The organism is Nostoc sp. 'Peltigera membranacea cyanobiont' 232 (genome assembly GCF_002245985.1).
Lineage (GTDB): Bacteria > Cyanobacteriota > Cyanobacteriia > Cyanobacteriales > Nostocaceae > Nostoc.
Window position 1 is genome coordinate 1 of sequence record NZ_NOLK01000098.1, and the last position, 18,214, is coordinate 18,214.

Here is an 18,214-nt window from a genome sequence, read left to right on the forward strand (position 1 = left end):
GCCCCTGCCAATCACAAAATGCTCATCAAAATCAAATCACACAAAGACGAGGAGGAGGGAATCTAAAAAATTGAAAAGGCGATCGATACCGTCCGGTGGAGCGATGCCTGCGGCGAGCTTTGCTAACGCCATGCAAACAAAAATTTGATGTTAAGGAGATTTTACCAATTGTCAAAGCCAATAGGACATTTTACGAGTTACACAATTAACGACGGCTCCTTACTAGAATCCCTCCAGGAGGAGTACGGACCAACTTTTGAACTGATGACCCGGCGCGAGAAGCTGTTCTTGATTAGTGCGATCGCGATTCAACTTTGCGATCAATCCCCTGGGCGCTGCCGTGATGAAATCTACGTAGTCGGACATCAGATTAATAGCTCATTGCCGTTACACGACCGAGAAGGATCACTTGAAGCGCTGAGTAATCAAATCCGTCACGGTCAAACCCTTTCAGTGGAGGAACTGCCTATAAAACAATAACTATGAACACTATGTCTCTGAATTTATAAGGAAGTTCGCCAACGCGGGCTGAAAGCTTTCGCTGGTGTTTTTTACACAATTTGGATTTTAGATTATGACTTACTCCGAGCAATTAAGACCGTGGGCAATTTTCCGACGCTTGCCCAGTGGCGAAAATGTTTGTGTTTATCGATTTCGTACCCGAACTGATGCGGATGCTTACACCAGCATCCTTCGCCAGGGAGAAGGGATATTTGAGGTAGTTTTCGATCAGCCCCAGGGAGTTACCCAAGGATAGCTGATTAAATTGCGATCGCGATCCATGAGGAGTGCGATCGCAATTGATTAATCGATTCCAACAAGTAAAAAATACCACAGACTATTCATAGAAGTATTGTTCAGTTTGATGGTCAAACAGTGGTTTTAGAATTTACAGATTAAATCCGCCTGATGAATCGTAATTGCGATCGCGCTAACTTATAGCGCAGGCTACCTGACACAGTAGCCGAAACGGTGGAATCAACCACCGTCGCGGGTTGTGTCCAAAGCACTCGTGCAGCATATACCACAGCAGTTTAGGGCTTTTCGCCTGAATCAAGCTTTTATGGCTTTCTAAAATTCATAAGCTCGGCTGCCGTGAGTTTGCTGTTTCCCTCCCTGTGTCTCCAGAAGTTAGCGCTTCTGGGTTTGCCTTGAGAGTGAATTAGGCTGTTGTGGCCTTCGGGTGATTCGCAGGCATGGCACCAGGGAACAAGACGAAACCACCTATGGAGAACTGAATGATTAGAATTTTGGGACTTGATGTTAGCAAGTCCTCAGTTTCGGTTTGTCTGCTCACGGATAAGCCCGAAGATCCACGTCAATTTTATTATGAATGTCCGTTTTTTTGCTTAAGTGCTAATGCTTTGGGTATTCAAGAACGACTCGCACTCAAGCCGGACATCGCACTATTGGAGCCAACTGGCAATAACTACAGCAAGCTGTGGGGTACTCACTTGGCCCGTGCCGGGGTAGAAGTGCGGCTGGTTGGTCATAAAGAACTGAGGAATTATGGAGCTAATCACCTGGCACTACCAGATAAAGATGATGATGCCGATGCCTTAGCACTGGCCTGCTACTACTTTGACTACCAAAAAGACCCTCGGCGATTTGTGCAAATTCGCGATCGCGAAATAGTCAGAATTCGAGAACTAGTTTTGCGACTGGCACATCTCAACCGCGTTCAATCCCCGATTATGAATCGTGCGCGGCAAGATTTAGCGTGGCAGTTCCCAGAAGTTNCACTAGTAAAGTCCCGGCGGGGTGAATTGGGTGAAGCGCCTTTACTGTGGGGCTGGCTTGCTGGAATTCGTAAAAGTACGCGCTATGACCGCCTCTACGAGCAATCTGTCGGACTTGGCATTACCGACACTGTTCGAGAACATGCTTTACGCATCTGTGACCTCCAGCGTGAGGAACACGTCATTGAGGGAGAATTGCGAGAACTACTTGCCGACTCTCGATTTGACCATTACCGCACAGTTTTCAAAATGTTTGGATTTGGCGATCGCCTTTCATCGGTGATTATTTCTCAGATTTACCCCATCGAGGGATTCTTGGATGCAGATGGTAAACCAGAGGTGAAGATACGCCAGGGGCGAAATTCTAAAAAGCCTACCAAACGCCACCTTTCACTGAGAAGATTTCAGAAAGCCTTGGGCGCTGCTCCCTCAATGGAAGCATCAGGGGATAGCCGCAAAAGCAAAGTAGTAGGCGGATCTGATTTATGTCGCAAATCGTTGTGGCAGTGGGTATTTACCCGCATTGAACCGAAGCGATCGCGGCTCAAAAATGAAATTGGTAAAACTTTGGGGGAACAGTTAGATACCGAAAAAGCAGCTGGTCGCCCGGTAAAGCTTGTCAGAAATCGCGTTGCAGCCAAAGGAGCTAGGCTGCTGTTCAGAGAATTAGTTAAAAGCTTGAAGTGACAAAAAGGGAATTATGCTTTATTCAGTAATCGAAATAGAAGAAGATGATCTTCAAGAATGCGAGGAACCTTTTACTACCTACTGCATTGTTGAAGGGGAGCAGTCCTCAGCCCTTTTTGTTGGTGATTTAGCCAGAGCGCGGATTATAGAGTTCCATCTTGTAGAAAAAGGCTTAGATCCTGAGCATATAGCTGATTTCATCAGCGAAGAATTTGACGATGAAACAAAATAGGAATTATGACTTACCCGTATAAGCTAACTGTCAAAATTGGCAAGTGTTCGCCGGACAATAACGACTTTCCACATGGCTGTATTTTGTGGTTTTGCAAAAAATTGCCATTTTTAAAGGTGAAATTATGGATTGTATGGGCTGACAATTATCATTATCTAGATTGGAGTGATAACGAATTTGTGCCCTTTTAGGCTGTCAAAAGACAAAATGGAGATTATGCCTAATGGCTGAAGATGACAGTGTAGTGGATGCTAGCGGATTATTTGAGGAAGCAGAGAAAAACTTAGCCCCTCCACCGTGGATCGATTTCAATCATCCTGATTTCCCTAAATACTTTCAGATAGTGGTACTGGATGACGAGGGGAATGTGAAAGCATGGTGGCAGCGAATTCCGAATCATCTTCGGGATAGCAGTAAGTTTCCTTGAATAACTAGAGTGAAGTTAGAAGAGGTTATGTATCTATTAGGTGAGTAGATAGAGTAAAAATTTCAAGTCAATAGTTAAAGACCTCATGGGAGGTCTTTTTTTGCGGTTATGTTCCAAGTTCTTGGAGTATTACTTGGAGAACTTTAGACTTAACGGATAGATAGACAGTATTCTTGTACTATCTTTTTCTATTCACTGTAGCACTAAGTTTTCCATAAAAATAAGAGACGGCAAATTTACTGTCTCTTATTTTTTTGAGAATTACATTATAAAAATTAGTTATTACAGATTTGCCAGAACACCAACAATACCATGTCCTGTGAATACTTCTAATACTATTAGAGAGACAAAACCAATCATTGCTAAACGACCGTTGAGCAGTTCTGCGTAGGGAGTGAAGCCAGTGCGATCGCCTTGCTCATCTATATAAACCTTTGGCTCGATCGCAAAGTTATTCAGTTTGCCTTGGTCGTCAATTATAGCAGTGTTTGTACGCATGGATTTTTCCCTGTCTTCTCTTTATGTAAACAAGTGTAACAAACTTATTAATATTTGTAAAGTATCTTAATCTGCTTAAGTAGAAGCCCAAGGCAGAGATATGATAATGGATCGAGTTTAAAGCTATGTCTAACAAACAGGCTCCGCTCTTTGTGTATAAGCACTTTCAGTAACAAATCCGTTCCCCATAAGCTAATGCATCGATTTCGAGTAGAGGTTATTGCCAAAACACTAAACCCGCAGCAGGTGATTTACGCCGCGATGCACCAGGATTATACCGATGGGTTCGTTTTTGATCAGCGTGACTCCTGGCCCTCTGAGTCACAAAGCGGCGAAGTTATTGTTAAGCGACTTTTAGTAGGTGAGAGAGGACACTATGGGCCTTTAGAGCATCCCCAGATTGTTTTTAACTGTGGCTACTTTCCCCACAATGTCATGCAGCAAGCCCGGACTCATCGTGTAGGGGTATCATTTGATGTCCAATCTTTTAGATACACAGGCAACCAATTTATCAATGTAGTAGAAGGTAAGAAAGACATAGAAGATGTTTTTTACTTACGTCCTGTTGGTTATTACACTGATAGACAAGGTAAAAAGTACCACTATTCACCAGAGCAACGAGCAGCAGATTTGGAATGGTGTTTAGAAGCAGCAAAACGATATAAAGCTGATTTTGAGGCTGGAATGTCTGAAGAACATGCAAGAGGGAAAGTGCCTTTTGACTATCGCCAGCATTTTGTAGTTAGTTTCAATTTAAGGTCTTTTTTGCATTTTTGTGACCTGAGAAATAAGAAAGATGCTCAACTGGAAATTCAAAAGTTGTGTGAAATGATGTGGCCTCACTTTGAAGATTGGGCACCCGCGATCGCACAATGGTACGAAAAGCAGCGTTTAGGTAAGGCTAGACTTGCACCATAATCATCCTTTTGGGGACAGATTGAGAATGTCCTACTTGAATTTATTGGGCTACTGCGTTCTGACTCAAAACTCCTGAATTCTGCTATAATCAGACCATTTTCTATATATTTGTGTAACTTGCCTCCAAGAAGCTAGCAATTAGGCGTTTATAATTTGTGGTTTGATTTCAAAAGCCGTGGGGATAACCCAAAATCCAACATCCAAAATCGCCCATGATTGAAATTGACGGTTCCTACGGAGAGGGAGGGGGACAAGTTCTTCGCACTTCCTTAAGTCTAGCCGCCATCACTGGCGAACCCATACGGATTGCAGGTATTCGCGCTGGACGCAAAAAGCCAGGATTAGCAGCACAACACTTAACAGCCGTTCGGGCTGCGGGTAGAATTTGTAATGCCCAATTACAGGGTGATGCTTTGGGTTCAATGCTGCTGGAATTCATTCCAGGTAGCGCTGTGCAAGCGGGAATTTACACCTTTGATGTTAGTAAAGCACAACAAGGTGGTTCTGCGGGTGCGATCGCCCTGGTTTTACAGACAATCCTCTTACCATTAGCACTAGCATCCGGTAATTCCCAGGTAACACTAAAGGGTGGAACTCATGTAAACTTTAGCCCGACAGTGACGTACATAGAGCAAGTTTATCTGCCCATACTGCAACGCATGGGAGTAGAGTCCCAAGTCAAGTTAGGCGCTTGGGGGTGGTTTCCCCAAGGAGGCGGAGAGGTACAGTTACAGGTGAGTGGCGGGACTCAACTAGGCGGGATCAACTTGCTAGAACGTGGAGAATTACAACAGGTACGAGGACTCGCAGTGGTGACAGAATTGCCTTCTCATATTCCGCAACGGATGGCGAATCGTGCCGAGAATTTATTACGGGAAGCCAATTTGAAAGTTCGCGTGCAGACTTTGCGAGAAAGAGGCGTAGCACCAGGGGCAGGTATTTTTTTAACTGCTGAGTATCAGAACAGCTTAACTGGCTTTGGCGGGTTTGGGCGTTTAAGGTTATCGGCGGAGACAGTCGCAGAGATTGCTTGTCAGCAATTACTTGAATTTCATCAAACTGGTGCAGCAGTGGATGAACATCTAGCAGATCAGTTATTATTACCAGCTGCTTTAGCGTCACAAGGAAGTCAGTATCGAGTCGCTGAAGTGAGTAGACATTTGACGACCAATGCAGCAGTAATTGAACAATTTGGGCTGGCGCAAATAACAGTAGATGAAGCTGATAAAATAGTGTTGGTAAAGAGTTTGAATAGATGAACAAGTGCTATTACTTTAGTAGTGCTATATGGTAGAGTCTTATATAGCACTATTCTGTAAATTCAAATCAATCTTGTGATCCCTTTTACTTCAAAAAAAAGCTGCAAGTTTTAGCAGACAACTTTGATAAAGATTTAAACCTACTTTCAGAGATTCCAGCCATAAAGCAACTTATGTCATTGCAACCTAATCAAGCTATTGAAGTGTTTTATTCTTATGCTCATGAAGATGAAAAACTTCGCGACAAACTAGAAAATCACCTCACTCTTTTAAGGCGGCAAGGAGTAATTACAGGATGGCATGATCGCAAAATTGGAGCAGGAAAAGAATGGCAGAATGAGATAGACACTCACTTAGATTCATCTCAGATAATTTTGCTACTTATAAGTGAAAATTTTATCGCTTCAGATTATTGCTGGGATGTCGAGGTAAAACGCGCAATGGAACGGCATGAAACCAAAGAAGCCAGAGTTATCCCTATAATTCTCGACTCTGTTGATTGGAAGAGCGCACCGTTTGGAAGGCTTCAAGCCCTACCTAAAGACGCTAAACCTGTTAAGAAGTGGGGAAATCGTAGTGATGCATTTTTAAGTGTTGCTGAAGGTATCCGGTTAGTAGCGAAAGAATTGGCAGTAAGTTCCTAGAAATTCACTGTTTAAAATTCATAATTAGGACTAAGCAAATTATCAGAAATTTAAATAAAAAATGCTATGAAAAGAAAGTAATAATTTTTTCATATTAATAGGTGCTAAGGTCAATGCCTGCTACTAAGATTGTCAAAGTTTTTTATTGCTGCTCTGACTCTGCTCAAGATGAAGAAATGCGGCAAAAACTAGAGAATCATCTCAGCATTTTGAAGCGGCAAGCTGTGATCACCAATTGGCACAAAGGTATGATCAGCCCAGGTAAGGAATGGGAAAGCGAGATTGATACAAATTTAAAGACAGCCGATATAATTTTGGTGCTAATTAGTTCAGAATTTACTGCTTCAGATTACCACTGGGATGTTTTAGTGAAACAAGCTATGAAACAGCATAAAGCTAGAACATCCCGTGTTATTACTATTCTGCTTCGTCCAGTCGATAATTCTTGGAAGGTCGTATTCCCCAATGTTAAAGTTTTACCCAAGGGTGAAAGACCCATAACTGAATGGAGACCCTATGATAAAGCTTTTGCAAATATTGCTACAGGTATTAGAGAAGTAGCCGAGGAACTTACCGATTCTACCTTCCTTATTAAAAAAATTCTGGGTTGGATTAGGGCAATTGTGATACTTATTGCAAAAGCTACTGGAAACACTTTTATATATGTGGCAAGAGTAACCTTTTCATATTTGTTTAGACCATCAAGGTTTCGTCGCCGGAATAGGGTAAGCAAGATTCCCATAGGACTACTTCTTATCATTGTAGTAGGTGGTATGTTTATGCTCTTCATTTCTCAATCATCTGATATATTAGAGATCCCTTCATTAGCACCTAAACCAACTTCAAATTCAAGAAAAACAGTAAATCCAGGAAACCCCACTGGCTGGATATGGATAGGGATGGTTAATAATACTTCAGATGGTTTATCTGTCGGAACAGAACTAGTTCTTAAACCATCAAATCCTAAAGAATTTCCTCGTATTGAGCCTCCTGTCATTCCATCACCAGGAACAATCGTAACTGTTAAATATGAAGTTAATCTAATGAAGGAAAAATCTTTATCTGGAAAAACAATCCTTAAATTTAAAAAAGGAGAAAAGCTAGTTATCTTGAAAGTAGAGCCTTTCTCAAAGGTTGCAAAAAATTCGCCTTACATTAAATTGAAAGCGCAAGTTCGTAAATGTAACTCAACTTGCAAGAAATAGTACTAAGCTGTCACGCACCTAGTTTTTTAACACTCATTAGGCTATGAAAGGGTCTTGGCTTCCAAATTATACAATTTAAATGTTAAATGCGCGACAGCTTAAGATAAGCAAAATATATTGCAGCACTAACATTTTGCCTATATTTCCGACGACAAAATTACCCGTGGGGTGTTGTACATCTGCATAGAAATTTGCCTCATTTCCAGTGTTGGGAATGAGGCAAAGGTGTTTTATATAAGCGGAGACAGAAAACTTTTGATAGTTTATTTAAGAGGATTTGCAATCAAACTTTTAACCTGCATAGGTTGTAACAATAAGCGACCAACCAATTTACAAGGCAATGCAAATAAATGTAGTTGAGACTGAGTTGAGTTGTTGAGTTGTCTCTGATACTTGCTCTTTAATTAACTATGGAACAGAGCGTTTGAATTTACCTCTGTCAAAGGCATATAGTTAGGTTAAGTCAGTTTGCGATCGCAAATACAAGAGATTAGTCATTGGGCGTTGGGCATTTGTCTGGTAGAGCCTTTGAACTCCATTAATGAATTTTGGGGTTGCATATTTGCGGGATGATCTAGCAACTTCCAAAATTTCTCCCTGCTCCCTGCCCCCTGCCCCACTCCCTTAACTCCCCCTCTTCTCTTGCCGTTCTTTGAGTTTCAGCACGATCTCTGCGTGCATCTCGCGGGTAATTGGGTAAAAATACGTTAAAACTAAGCCACAAAGCAAACAAACTGTAGGTATGGGGCCAACAGCAATGCGAATAGCAAACAGTGCCGATTCTGGTTGGATAGGTAGTGGACTTCCGGCTACAGATGCTTTGAAACCGGCTACTTGCAAAGCATTTCCCACCAAAAACAGCCCAAAAGCTAAACCAAATTTTTGTAGCAAAACCATGAAGCCATAAAAAATGCCTTCTCTACGTTGTCCGGTTTGGAGTTCATCTAATTCAATCACATCTGGAATCATCGACCAGGGAATTAGATAAGCTGTGGAGACACCAACACCAGCCATAACAGCCATCACATACATCAAAACTATTTGACCAGGTTGTAAGAAAAATAGTCCGATCGCTGCTATTATCCACAAACTCATTCCCAGAAAATAAACAATTTTTTTTCCGATTTTTTTACTCAACGTCCCCCAGACAAATAGCATCAGCAGAGCAGTTCCTTGCACTGCAATCAGAATCATGGGCACATCTGATTCTTCTTTGAGACCCATATAATTGACTACAAAATAGGGAATAATGCTGGCTGTTATCTGCACACCTAGCCAAGAAAAAAGATATATACCAATAACAAATAAAAAAGGTCGGTTACTAAAGACAATTTTTAGCTGTTCGCCGAAGGGGAGAGATGCAGGTTCTTCGGCTAGGATGCGTTTAGCCTCAAAAGCCAGGATGCGATCGCGGACTCCAAAAACGCACCAATATAATCCTAAAATCGAAATGACAGTACAAATTGCCGCTAAAACCAGATATCGTTGTTGGCGATCGGCAATCTGCGAAAAAACAATTCCCGTTAAAATCAATGACAGAATGCTGCCACCAATGGAAAATGTAAAGCGATAGCTGTTAAGGCTGGTGCGTTCGTCGTAATCTTGAGTTAGTTCTGGAGTCATCGCCGTATAAGGCAAATTCACAACCGTGTAAAAAGACTGAGATAGAATCCCAATTGCTACGTAATACCAGAACAGCGGCCAAATATTATTACCCTGATTTGTACTAAATCGCGGTACAATCCACTGCAAGAAAAAGAAAATTCCAAAGGGGATTGCTCCATAAAACATCCAGGGAAGACGACGGCCCCAACGCCGAGATTTTGTTTTATCAGTCAGGAACCCAACAAGCGGATCGTTTACCCCATCCCAGATTTTGCCAATCATCAAAATAGTGCCAGCTAAACCCGCAGGGATACCAGCAACACTGGTAAAGAAAATCAGCAGATAAAAGACAGAGATATTTGCAGTAATTGCTGGCCCTAAATCCCCTGCACCGTAAGCCAGCTTTGTTTTCAAGTCAAGTTTTTCACTGAGAATATCTCGTTGGGCATCGCCATCAGCAGCAGAATCATTCATAAAACTTTGCACTCATACTAAAATAAAAAATCTGCGCGCCTTCAATACTAGCTATCTACCACTCCCATTAGACTTATGCCAGACCTTTATGTTTCTTGGTCAGATTATCACCAAAAAATTGAACAACTGGCTATCCAGATTTATCAATCCGGTTGGGAATTCAACCAAATTATTTGTCTTGCTAGAGGAGGACTACGAGTAGGAGATATTCTTTCCCGAATATACCAGCAACCACTGGCAATTTTAGCAACCTCATCTTACAGTGGCGCTGGTAAGCAAGAAAGAAGTAATTTAATTTTCTCCCGCCACTTGACAATGACTGCTGAAACGTTAGGTTCGAGCATTCTCCTAGTAGATGACTTAGTAGACTCTGGAATCACACTAGAACAGACTATACCTTGGCTCAAGCAAAATACTGATTCCCCAATTGAGGAAATTCGCACCGCCGTTCTTTGGTATAAAGCCTGTTCAGTTATAGCACCCAATTATTATGTCGATTACTTGCCTGACAACCCCTGGATTCACCAACCCTTTGAACACTACGAGCAGATGAACCCCGCACAACTTGCTACTAAAGTCAGTTCGTGACCAGTTAAAAGGCGATCGAAAAAATGAATGGTCGGTAAAAGTATCTGGAAATTGGCGTGTAACCTTTCAATTTGAAGATGGTAATGCTTGCGTTGTTGATTACGAAGATTATCACTAGGAATTTGATTATGATAACTAAAAGAAAGCCGAGACATCCTGGTGCTTTGATTAAGCGTCAATATTTAGAACCTTTAAAGATGACCAATACTCAGCTAGCTGAGATTTTAGATGTCTCACGTAAAACAGTTTCAGAAATTGTAAATGAGCAAGCTGGTGTTTCTCCCACTATGGCGCTTCGTTTAGCAATAGCTTTTCAAACGACTCCAGAACTTTGGTTAAATCTTCAGCAAAACTACGATCTTTGGAATGCTGCACAAGAATCTGAAAGTTTGAAAAAAATATCTCCTATCAATTTACAGCCTTCTTAGTTAGCAGTCTAATAGAATGTTAAGTTTTTGATATCTCCCCAAACTTAGGACTCCACCACCCTTTTTGTGTACTGAAATAAGCCACATCTTTATGTTTAGTATCCTTACGAGATTGTGGGTCAGAACATCGCAACATTGTCTTACTCTGTCCCTCTTTGATGTAACTGTATTCTTCTAGAGGTTTCTTACATACTGGACAGGAATATGCCGTCATCTTCACAGGAGGCTTTTGTTGATTCTCAGCTTGGACTGTTTTAGTTTGTGGTGGCTGCCAAGTTTTGTTGAAGTCGCTCCAAAATAGCACGATATTTTCACAGCCTTTGGTGCATTTGAGGAAATATTTCTTTTTAACCTTAGTACTTGGGATTTTGGCAAGAAAACTTTTGCATTCAGGGCATCGCGTCCTGGAAGTTTCATATTTACGCTCAGTTATCACATTAGCTTTACCTGTTGGGGAACTCGCAACTACAGTTTTAGCTTTAGAAAGTGCTGGTACAAAATAATTCTGATTCCAACTAGTTAAATAATGCTGCCAAGAGTTTTTTCCTTCGGAAATGGCATCAAGAGCATCTTCCATTTTCGCTGTGAATTCCGCCTCTAGTAAATCCGGCAGTGCTTTGAGCAAAAACGCATCAACTTCTAACCCTAACGCTGTCGGTTGAAGATGGTCTTTTTTCAACTCAACATAATTTCGTTTTTTTAAAGTAGCAACTGTAGGAGCATAGGTACTTGGGCGACCAATTCCTTTACGTTCCATCAGTTGCACTAATTTGGGTTCGCTATAACGCGGTGGTGGCTGAGTCTGCTTCTGTTCATGTCCAGCATTCTCCAATTTCAATGCTTGGCCTTGTTGTAATGAAGGTAAAACACTATCCTTACTGAGATTGTTCCAGTACCGGGCATAACCGTAAAATTCAATTACTTGCCCTCTAGCCGACCACAATAGAGAACCAGACTGAGTAATCACCAAAGTTTTACGCAATTGGGCAGCCTTACATTGAGAAGCAATTGACCGTTTCCAAATCATTACATAGAGATTAAACTCATCATCAGGAAGTTCTAAGCGCAACTGAGATGAGGGACGAAATACATCAGTTGGACGAATCGCTTCATGTGCTTCTTGAGCCGATTTGCTACTGCGATGCTTGGCGACTTGCGTCGGTACATTCTGCGGATCGTTTTGCTCTAACCATTTACGAGCGCTAGCACAAAATTCTGGACTCAGCATTACTGAGTCTGTTCGCATATATGTAATTAGCCCTGCCTCATAGAGCTTTTGGGCAACAACCATAGTTTTGTCAGGAGCAAACCTCAGCTTGGAACCGGCTGCTTGCTGAAGGCTAGAAGTTGTAAATGGTGGCGGTGGCTGACGGTTAACGATTTTTCCTTCAAAATGAATCACCTGATGAGGATGTCGCTTTGCTTCTTCAACTAAACGTGTTGCCTCTGCTTCCGAAAGAACACGTTTAGACTCTGGTGCTTCTGTGCTATTACCTACCTTCGCGTCATCGTGAGTTTCAGTTTCTTGCTCTGCTGCATCTTTTGCCGAATCAACCGTCCCTTTGTAAAAAGCCCGAAATCCTTCAGCATAATCTACCCAGACACTCCAGTAATCTTGGGGGACAAAAGCCAGAATTTCGTTTTCTCGCTGACAAATTAGGTGCAACGTGGCGCTTTGAACTCTGCCAACACTCTTAGCACCGTTATTTAATGCCCAAACTAAAGGGCTACCCTTATAACCCACCAACTTATCTAGGCAATCTCGGCACAGCCCAGCACCGATTAAATTTTGATCTAACTTTCTGGGATTAGCGATCGCACTCTGCACTGCCGATGCTGTAATCTCAGTATAAATTACTCGTTTCGGTTCCCTTAAACCCAGTGTTTCTTTCAGATGCCAAGCGATCGTTTCGCCTTCCCGGTCTGGGTCGGTTGCTAAAACAACTTCATCAACTTGCTTCACCGCAGACTTGAGCTTCTGGATTGTTTCTTTCGCTCGTTGGTCGCGCGGGACGTAGTTGCATCGAACATGATTGCCATCCATGACAAAGCCCAAGGAATCGTCCCCTTCATTGCTGAGTTCTCGGATATGGCCACAACTGGCTAGAACTTTCCAATCCGAACCCAGAATTTGACTGAGTTTTTTGACTTTTCCGGGAGATTCGACCACAAGCAGGCGTTTGATCATAGCAAGTGCATTCTTGGTTCTGAGCAATAAACTGGCAATTGCAATTAGCGATCGCCTTTCTTCGTCATCTGGATTTTCTAGAATACTGTACCAAAAAGCTTTGGCAATTGCTGAACTCTGAAGTAATTTTCTTGTACTTAAACCTTTGCTTCACTTGTAAGTGTCTAGCGGTCAGCTTTTGCAACAAAACTGCCAATCGTCCGGCGCAGGCGTTTTTTATGCTGCATACCTTAATAACAGTACATTTGTACAGTGTAAAAAATCTTATAATTTAGCATCTTCAACCAATTATTGCTACTCTTAAGGCAGTAAATTACTATTTATTTACAGATTTCAGTCTGAAGCCTAAATTTCATCCTATGCTTATCGAATTTAGTATCGGTAACTACAGATCGTTTAAAGAGCAAGTCACCTTTAGCATGGTGGCAGCCAACCTTGTCGCAGAAGACAAAAAGCTCGACGAAAACAACGTTTTTGAAATAGATAATGATTTAAAACTACTTAAAAGCGCCGCAATATACGGTGCAAATGCTAGTGGTAAAAGTAACCTGGCTACAGCTTTACGTTTCATGAGATGGTTCATGATTAATTCTTCTAAAGAGACTCAAAGCACGGAAAAAATAGGTGTCGATCAATTTAAACTCAGCACTGAAACCGAAGACAAACCATCTTTTTTTGAAATTGTATTTTTAATGAATGGCAAGAGATATAGATATGGATTCGAGGCAACTCGTGACAAAGTTGTTTCTGAATGGTTATTTTATGTCCCTAAATCAAAAGAAACTAAACTTTTTGAGCGAAAACTCGGCAAGTTCAGTGTTTCTAAAACATATAAAGCTGATGGCATTCAGCAAAAGACAAGACACAATGCTCTCTTTTTGTCTGTATCTGCTCAATTTAATGTCCAGATTGCAGAGAAAATCTTGGATTGGCTGACAAACCAAGTTGCACTTATCTCTACTTTAAATGATATAGGCTATCGAGGATACACTGTTAGTTGTTTAATAAATAATGAAAATAAAGATGAGATTCTTCAACTGCTCAAAAAATTAGATTTGGGATTTAGCGATCTCAAGGTAGAAGAAAGTGAAATTACTGCTGATTCTTTACCTAAAGAATTGCCAGATGAACTAAAGAACTTAATTTTAAAAAATGGGAAAGGAAAATTATCATCAGTTCAAACCACACATCAAAAATTTGATGGCAAAGGAAATCTCGTATCTATAGAGGTATTTGATTTAGATGAGCAAGAGTCTGAGGGTACTAAAAAAGTCTTTTCTTTAGCAGGGCCTCTTGTTGACACACTGAAAAATGGTCAAATTCTCATCATTGATGAATTCGATGCTAGAATTCATCCTTTGATCAGCCATGCAATTGTTGAATTATTTAATTCTAACGAAACGAATCCAAATAATGCTCAGTTAATATTTATGACTCACGATACCAACTTACTTAATAAGAAGCTTTTTCGTAGAGATCAGATTTGGTTTACTGAAAAAAATAGATATGGTGCAACAGATTTGTACTCTCTAGCAGAATACAATATAAGTAATGATGCTTCATTTGAGAGTGATTATATTCAAGGTAGATATGGCGCAATTCCATATATCGGAAATTTGAATCATCTAATCGATGCTCATGTCTAAAAGAAAGATAAACTCTTCTGGATACTCACCTAGAAAAGTTAATACGAGAGAAATTAGACAGAGATTCTTGATTGTATGTGAAGGAGCAAAAACCGAACCTAATTACTTTAGAAGTTTTCGTGTTCCTAAAAATGTTGCTGAAATAGACGTGCAAGGTTTAGGAGAGAATCCAAGTAAACTGGTGCAAAGTGCTAAGGAACTGAAGAAGCAAGGAGAGTACGATCGGGTTTGGTGTGTTTTTGATCGTGATTCCTGGACTACAGAAGATTTTAATAATGCTATTAAAAATGCTAAAGATCAGGGTTTTGAAGTAGCTTATTCTAATGAATCATTTGAATTATGGTATATTCTGCATTTTGAATATCTCAATAGTGGTATTCCTCGAAGTGATTATCTGAGGAAGTTAACTTCTTTATTTGGTCGAACATATCAGAAGAATAGCGAAACAATTTATGATGAGCTATTTGAGAAGCAATCTATTGCTATTAAAAATGCTGAAAATCTTCTTAAACAATATAATCCTCAGATTCCAGCCAAAGACAATCCATCAACAACTGTGCATTTATTAGTAAAGGAACTCAACAAGTTCATTGTATAAAAAACATTGAGTAGCTAGACAACTTTACGCCCACTGAAAACTAGAAGGGCAGATGCTATAACTACGCTGTAATTTATATTGGATGAGTCTCTACAGTGAGCAGTAAACCAAGTTATCCACAAATTTTAAGGCAAACTGCGATGGGCGAAGCCCCGCCTTCGACGATCGCAAACCTATCATGGAAAAGTGGGCTTCAACCGCTATAGCTACTCCTGTTAACTAACAATTTTCCGGCTAATTGCTTCTCCAATCTTCATCAGCGTCTCTTCTTCTTTGGGAGTAAATTCGTAGGGAAGCAGCTTGGCAATGCCTAAGGTTCCATGCAATTGGTCATTCACCATAAGCGGCACTGTGATAGAGCCTTTTACCTCCGTTTCTTTTGCCGAGGGTCTGACTACTCCTTGTTCATCAGTTTGCAGGTTGCAAATTTGTACGGGTCGCTTACGTTCGGCGGCGACACCGGCCATCCCTTTGCCGATGGGAATTACCGTCATTTTAGGCAACAGGAATTCTGGAATGCCTTGGTAAGCCTTTAGGTGCAATAACTGACTTTCCCGATCTAGGGTATGAATAGTACCTGTAGAGCAGTCGAAAGCAGTTAATATTTCGACCAGCAAACGATTCCAGTCAATGGCAGATCCTTTGTCAGCCAGGGTATCAAAAATGGGTTGGGTATCTGAAGTCATAAGCTGTTGCGTATTTAATTTGTATATGCGATGCGGGCAAGATGCCCGCACTACAATAATTTTACGTTTTCGTACTATACAATTTAGATGCACATCAGCTTAGTGGTAAAAAAATAATCCCCATAAATAAATTGAGTTGCTCTGAGAACATTTTTCTTTATTTTGCCTTTTGACAACTCAGGGTGCGTTAGCCTCCGGCATAACACACCCTACTTCAATTACCTTTCCCGCACAATCTTTGAATTAAATTTGTAAATAAGCCTCAAGTTGTGGCAAATGTCAAGCAATAATTCCCTTTTGAACGTTATCTGTATTAGTACGAACTTCATGTATGCGTTCCTCACCAAGATTTTCTGGGAGAAATCCACCCGCTTGCATTTTCCATAACCTGTGGTAAGCGCCGCCGAGTGCCAGCAGTTTTGTGTGGGAACCATCTTCGATAATGCGACCTTTGTCGAACACCAAAATCCGATCTAGATGAACGATGGTAGATAGTCGATGAGCCACTACAATGACCGTTTTCCCATTCATTACTAAGTCGAGGGTATCTTGGATCGCTTTTTCGGTGATTGAATCAAGGCTAGAGGTAGCTTCATCTAAGATCAGGATCGGCGCGTCTTTGAGAATTACCCGTGCGATCGCAATCCGTTGTCTCTGCCCTCCAGATAACTTGACACCACGTTCGCCCACCAGAGAATTGTAACCATCCTGACTTTGGATGATAAAATCGTGAGCATTAGCCTTTCGCGCCGCCTCGAATACTTCCTCATCGGTTGCATCTAAGCGTCCGTAACGAATATTTTCTAGCAAAGTGCGATGGAACAGAGACGGATCTTGAGGAATCAAACTGATTTGAGCGTGTAGAGCATCCTGAGTCATATCTCGAATATCGACCCCATCAATAATAATCTGTCCAGATTGGGGATCGAACAAACGCAGAATCAGATTGACAAAGCTGGATTTTCCAGAACCAGAGAAGCCCACCAATCCTACGCGCTGTCCCGCTTGAATGGTGACACAAAGGTTGTGGAAAACTTTCTTCTCCTGGGAGTAGTTGAAGTTCACGCGGCGAAATTCAATCTTACCTTGGGTAATTGGGTGGGCGATCGCGCGATCGCTATCAATCAACTCGTGGGGTTGAACGATAATCAAAACACCATTGGCGACATTGCCGATATGTTCAAAAAACTCCAGAAAGCGGCGGCTCAAATTCCGAGCTTCACTGATAATCAATAGCGACAGGCTAGTTGCTACAACGAAATCAGCAGTAGCGATCTTTCCTTGACTCCAGAGAGAGAGCGAGTAATACAGGGTGCTGATTTTCAGAATGGCTGCCGAGATGAACTGAAACCAGCGAATTCGCTCCGAGTACCAATTGGATTTTCTTACCTGTTTGATTTCGCGTCCTAATTGCTCATTCAAATAGCGTCGTTCAAAACCCAAGCGAGCAAACAATCGGCTACTGGTGAGATTTGTTACTGCATCTACAATGATGCCAGTTGTCTCACTTCTAGCGGCTGCGGCTTTTCGGGAGTAAATTCGGCAGCGAGTTGCCAGCCAGAACGAAATACTGATGAAGAGAACTGCCCATATCCCCACGAGTGCAGCCAACGGAGGATAGGCGCGATACAGTATTGTCGTGGCGACGGTATACACAACGATTACTGGCATAAATTCAGTAATCATCATTTGCATTGTCTGAGTAACACCCAGAGAAGTTTCGCTAATCCGATGTGCCAATGCCCCGGAAAAACTGCTGCTCATGTAGCGATGGGAATGGTATTGCAGGTACGCATATAGCGATCGCACAATATGCTGTCGGTGGATGGGATGAAGGATGGTTTGCAAGAGTCCAGCCGATCGCCCAAATACCACTTCACCCACACTCAAAGCGGTGAACAGCATCAGGGGTTGCCTGATGGCATCAAAAATGGGCTTGCCATCGCCCGTTGATTTCGTCACGCCCCGGATGATCTCACCAATGGCATAGGGCAACATAATGCCACAGGTTGCGTGTATTACCTCCAGGATCGCCATTAACACATACCACCAGCGAAACTGGTTAACGAAATACAAAATGAACCTGAATGGAGTTGATGGCAGGTTTGGTGCATCAGCAGCACGTTGAAAAGATTTGAATTGTCTGGTCTTTTTTGTCATGAGAAGCAATCCACTCGCTTAGTAATTCGTAATTCGTAATTCGTAATTCGTAATTCGTAGTTAAAAGAGTCAGATTGAATCTAGGTTTCTATCTATTGGTTAATTTTTTAGTATTAGGGTAAGTTGTTTTATGGTGTTAAATAAAATCATTTGTAATTAACAAATTATGGGGATTTAAGTCCACTACTTGTAACAGGCGGCAAGTTTTGTATCGATGTATAAATCCTCCTTG

Annotated in this window: 21 protein-coding genes; 14 read left to right on the top strand and 7 right to left on the bottom strand. The window is 41.5% G+C overall.

The window, feature by feature from the left end:
• The first annotated feature begins 168 nt into the window (after window positions 1-168).
• Window positions 169-480, top strand: coding sequence for a hypothetical protein (locus CDG79_RS26415; RefSeq protein WP_143855588.1), 312 nt, complete (start codon window positions 169-171; stop codon window positions 478-480).
• Window positions 481-574: 94 nt separating this feature from the next.
• Window positions 575-757 carry a hypothetical protein gene (locus CDG79_RS26420; RefSeq protein WP_094344778.1) on the top strand — a complete coding sequence of 61 codons (183 nt, stop codon included), beginning with the start codon at window positions 575-577 and terminating at the stop codon, window positions 755-757.
• A 139-nt stretch (window positions 758-896) separates the two neighbouring features.
• Here the strand turns inward: CDG79_RS26420 and CDG79_RS44965 are convergent, their stop codons facing one another.
• Complete coding sequence (locus CDG79_RS44965; protein WP_262985832.1) at window positions 897-1,028, bottom strand: hypothetical protein; 132 nt, start codon at window positions 1,026-1,028, stop codon at window positions 897-899.
• 210 nt (window positions 1,029-1,238) lie between these two features.
• On the opposite strand from CDG79_RS44965, the gene CDG79_RS26425 reads away from it, so the two are divergent.
• From CDG79_RS26425 to CDG79_RS26435, 3 genes are all read left to right on the top strand, one after another.
• On the top strand, window positions 1,239-2,426 hold the full coding sequence (locus CDG79_RS26425) for an IS110 family transposase (protein ID WP_094344779.1): 1,188 nt from the start codon (window positions 1,239-1,241) through the stop codon (window positions 2,424-2,426).
• Window positions 2,427-2,439: 13 nt separating this feature from the next.
• Entirely contained in the window at window positions 2,440-2,658 is a 219-nt protein-coding gene (locus CDG79_RS26430; protein ID WP_094344780.1) for a hypothetical protein, read from the top strand.
• Between the two features lie 223 nt (window positions 2,659-2,881).
• The gene (locus CDG79_RS26435) at window positions 2,882-3,085 is read left to right on the top strand and encodes a hypothetical protein (RefSeq protein ID WP_094344781.1); all 204 of its coding nucleotides are present in this window, start codon (window positions 2,882-2,884) and stop codon (window positions 3,083-3,085) included.
• Window positions 3,086-3,367: 282 nt separating this feature from the next.
• Here the strand turns inward: CDG79_RS26435 and CDG79_RS26440 are convergent, their stop codons facing one another.
• Window positions 3,368-3,583, bottom strand: coding sequence for a chlorophyll a/b-binding protein (locus CDG79_RS26440; protein WP_094344782.1), 216 nt, complete (start codon window positions 3,581-3,583; stop codon window positions 3,368-3,370).
• Between the two features lie 195 nt (window positions 3,584-3,778).
• On the opposite strand from CDG79_RS26440, the gene thyX reads away from it, so the two are divergent.
• From thyX to CDG79_RS26460, 4 genes are all read left to right on the top strand, one after another.
• The gene (thyX, locus tag CDG79_RS26445) at window positions 3,779-4,501 is read left to right on the top strand and encodes an FAD-dependent thymidylate synthase (protein ID WP_094344783.1); all 723 of its coding nucleotides are present in this window, start codon (window positions 3,779-3,781) and stop codon (window positions 4,499-4,501) included.
• 212 nt (window positions 4,502-4,713) lie between these two features.
• Window positions 4,714-5,760, top strand: a complete 1,047-nt coding sequence (gene rtcA / locus CDG79_RS26450; RefSeq protein WP_094344784.1) for an RNA 3'-terminal phosphate cyclase — start codon at window positions 4,714-4,716, stop codon at window positions 5,758-5,760.
• A 173-nt stretch (window positions 5,761-5,933) separates the two neighbouring features.
• Window positions 5,934-6,404, top strand: coding sequence for a toll/interleukin-1 receptor domain-containing protein (locus tag CDG79_RS26455; protein ID WP_094344785.1), 471 nt, complete (start codon window positions 5,934-5,936; stop codon window positions 6,402-6,404).
• A 113-nt stretch (window positions 6,405-6,517) separates the two neighbouring features.
• Window positions 6,518-7,609, top strand: coding sequence for a TIR domain-containing protein (locus tag CDG79_RS26460; protein ID WP_094344786.1), 1,092 nt, complete (start codon window positions 6,518-6,520; stop codon window positions 7,607-7,609).
• Between the two features lie 453 nt (window positions 7,610-8,062).
• Here CDG79_RS26460 and CDG79_RS44970 read toward each other — a convergent pair whose 3' ends face one another.
• Together CDG79_RS44970 and CDG79_RS26465 are read right to left on the bottom strand one after the other, a co-directional pair.
• Window positions 8,063-8,197 carry a hypothetical protein gene (locus CDG79_RS44970; RefSeq protein WP_262985833.1) on the bottom strand — a complete coding sequence of 45 codons (135 nt, stop codon included), beginning with the start codon at window positions 8,195-8,197 and terminating at the stop codon, window positions 8,063-8,065.
• A 36-nt stretch (window positions 8,198-8,233) separates the two neighbouring features.
• The gene (locus tag CDG79_RS26465; RefSeq protein WP_094344787.1) at window positions 8,234-9,688 is read right to left on the bottom strand and encodes an MFS transporter; all 1,455 of its coding nucleotides are present in this window, start codon (window positions 9,686-9,688) and stop codon (window positions 8,234-8,236) included.
• Between the two features lie 75 nt (window positions 9,689-9,763).
• On the opposite strand from CDG79_RS26465, the gene CDG79_RS26470 reads away from it, so the two are divergent.
• Genes CDG79_RS26470 through CDG79_RS26480 form a run of 3 tightly spaced genes read left to right on the top strand, consistent with a single transcriptional unit; the run spans window position 9,764 to window position 10,704 of the window.
• Window positions 9,764-10,276 carry a phosphoribosyltransferase gene (locus CDG79_RS26470; protein WP_094344788.1) on the top strand — a complete coding sequence of 171 codons (513 nt, stop codon included), beginning with the start codon at window positions 9,764-9,766 and terminating at the stop codon, window positions 10,274-10,276.
• Window positions 10,254-10,394, top strand: a complete 141-nt coding sequence (locus CDG79_RS26475; protein ID WP_094344789.1) for a type II toxin-antitoxin system RelE/ParE family toxin — start codon at window positions 10,254-10,256, stop codon at window positions 10,392-10,394. Before CDG79_RS26470 ends, CDG79_RS26475 begins: the two co-directional genes overlap by 23 nt.
• Before the next feature lie 10 nt (window positions 10,395-10,404).
• Window positions 10,405-10,704, top strand: a complete 300-nt coding sequence (locus CDG79_RS26480; RefSeq protein WP_094328707.1) for a HigA family addiction module antitoxin — start codon at window positions 10,405-10,407, stop codon at window positions 10,702-10,704.
• Between the two features lie 19 nt (window positions 10,705-10,723).
• Here CDG79_RS26480 and topA read toward each other — a convergent pair whose 3' ends face one another.
• Window positions 10,724-12,892, bottom strand: coding sequence for a type I DNA topoisomerase (topA, locus tag CDG79_RS26485; RefSeq protein ID WP_094344790.1), 2,169 nt, complete (start codon window positions 12,890-12,892; stop codon window positions 10,724-10,726).
• A 359-nt stretch (window positions 12,893-13,251) separates the two neighbouring features.
• Between topA and CDG79_RS26490 the strand changes: the two genes are divergently transcribed.
• Both CDG79_RS26490 and CDG79_RS26495 read left to right on the top strand, forming a co-directional pair.
• The gene (locus CDG79_RS26490; RefSeq protein WP_189525145.1) at window positions 13,252-14,538 is read left to right on the top strand and encodes an AAA family ATPase; all 1,287 of its coding nucleotides are present in this window, start codon (window positions 13,252-13,254) and stop codon (window positions 14,536-14,538) included.
• Complete coding sequence (locus CDG79_RS26495; protein ID WP_094344792.1) at window positions 14,531-15,136, top strand: RloB family protein; 606 nt, start codon at window positions 14,531-14,533, stop codon at window positions 15,134-15,136. The genes CDG79_RS26490 and CDG79_RS26495 overlap by 8 nt, the downstream gene beginning before the upstream one ends.
• A 215-nt stretch (window positions 15,137-15,351) precedes the next feature.
• Here the strand turns inward: CDG79_RS26495 and CDG79_RS26500 are convergent, their stop codons facing one another.
• Window positions 15,352-15,822, bottom strand: coding sequence for a GAF domain-containing protein (locus CDG79_RS26500; RefSeq protein WP_094344793.1), 471 nt, complete (start codon window positions 15,820-15,822; stop codon window positions 15,352-15,354).
• A gap of 279 nt (window positions 15,823-16,101) precedes the next feature.
• Window positions 16,102-17,982, bottom strand: coding sequence for an ABC transporter ATP-binding protein (locus CDG79_RS26505; protein ID WP_094344794.1), 1,881 nt, complete (start codon window positions 17,980-17,982; stop codon window positions 16,102-16,104).
• Window positions 17,983-18,214 lie beyond the last annotated feature (232 nt).